A 730-nucleotide genomic window follows, 5' to 3' on the forward strand; every position below is an offset into this window, starting at 1 on the left:
TTGGTGAAATACGCACTGTCGACGCGCAAAGACCAAACCGTGGCGCAGTACTACCCAGATTACAAGCGCCAGATTTCGACCATCGAGAACGGCATTAAAATTAACTTTAGCGAGATGAAAGACAACTGGGCGATCCGTAATGACCGCGATGCCGAGTTCCGCATTACTCGTTCTCTACCGACTAAGACGTTCACCAACGAAACCTCATTCAGTTCTACCGCGGAGATGAGCCTACCAGCTGAGCGAACATCGGCGGTTTATACGGCGTATTCTAACCTGCACAATGCGAAAGAAGTGCAGTCAGAATCGTTGAAATTGCAAGATGTGTTGGCGAATCCAACTCAATACATGGAAGCGTCGAAAGCGCGTTGGGACGGCTATTTAGCGAATGGTCTTATCAACAAAGAAGCGACAGCAGACCAAGCTCGCGTAGCGGTAAAAGCGATGGAGACCCTAAACGGTAACTGGCGCTCTGCGGCGGGCGATATTGAACAAGCGACAGTCACGCCATCGGTCACTGCGCGTTGGTTCTCTGGTAACTTAACGTGGCCGTGGGATTCGTGGAAACAAGCGTACGCGATGGCGCATTTCAACCCAGATGTTGCGATGGACAACATTCGCACGGTATTCCAAGAGCAAGTTCAAGCTGATGACAAGATTCGTCCGCAAGACAAAGGCTACTTGCTGGATGTATTGACGTACACCAAACCTGTTAGTCGTGGTGGTGCTG

The 730-nt window shown here is 50.5% G+C and carries 1 protein-coding gene; it reads left to right on the plus strand.

Annotation, left to right across the window (positions count from 1 at the left end):
- Nucleotides 1–730: MGH1-like glycoside hydrolase domain-containing protein (locus R8O11_RS27390; RefSeq protein WP_412035083.1), on the plus strand; the 730-nt coding region annotated here is incomplete at both ends.

The sequence above is a fragment of the Vibrio sp. 1288 genome (genome assembly GCF_033344475.1).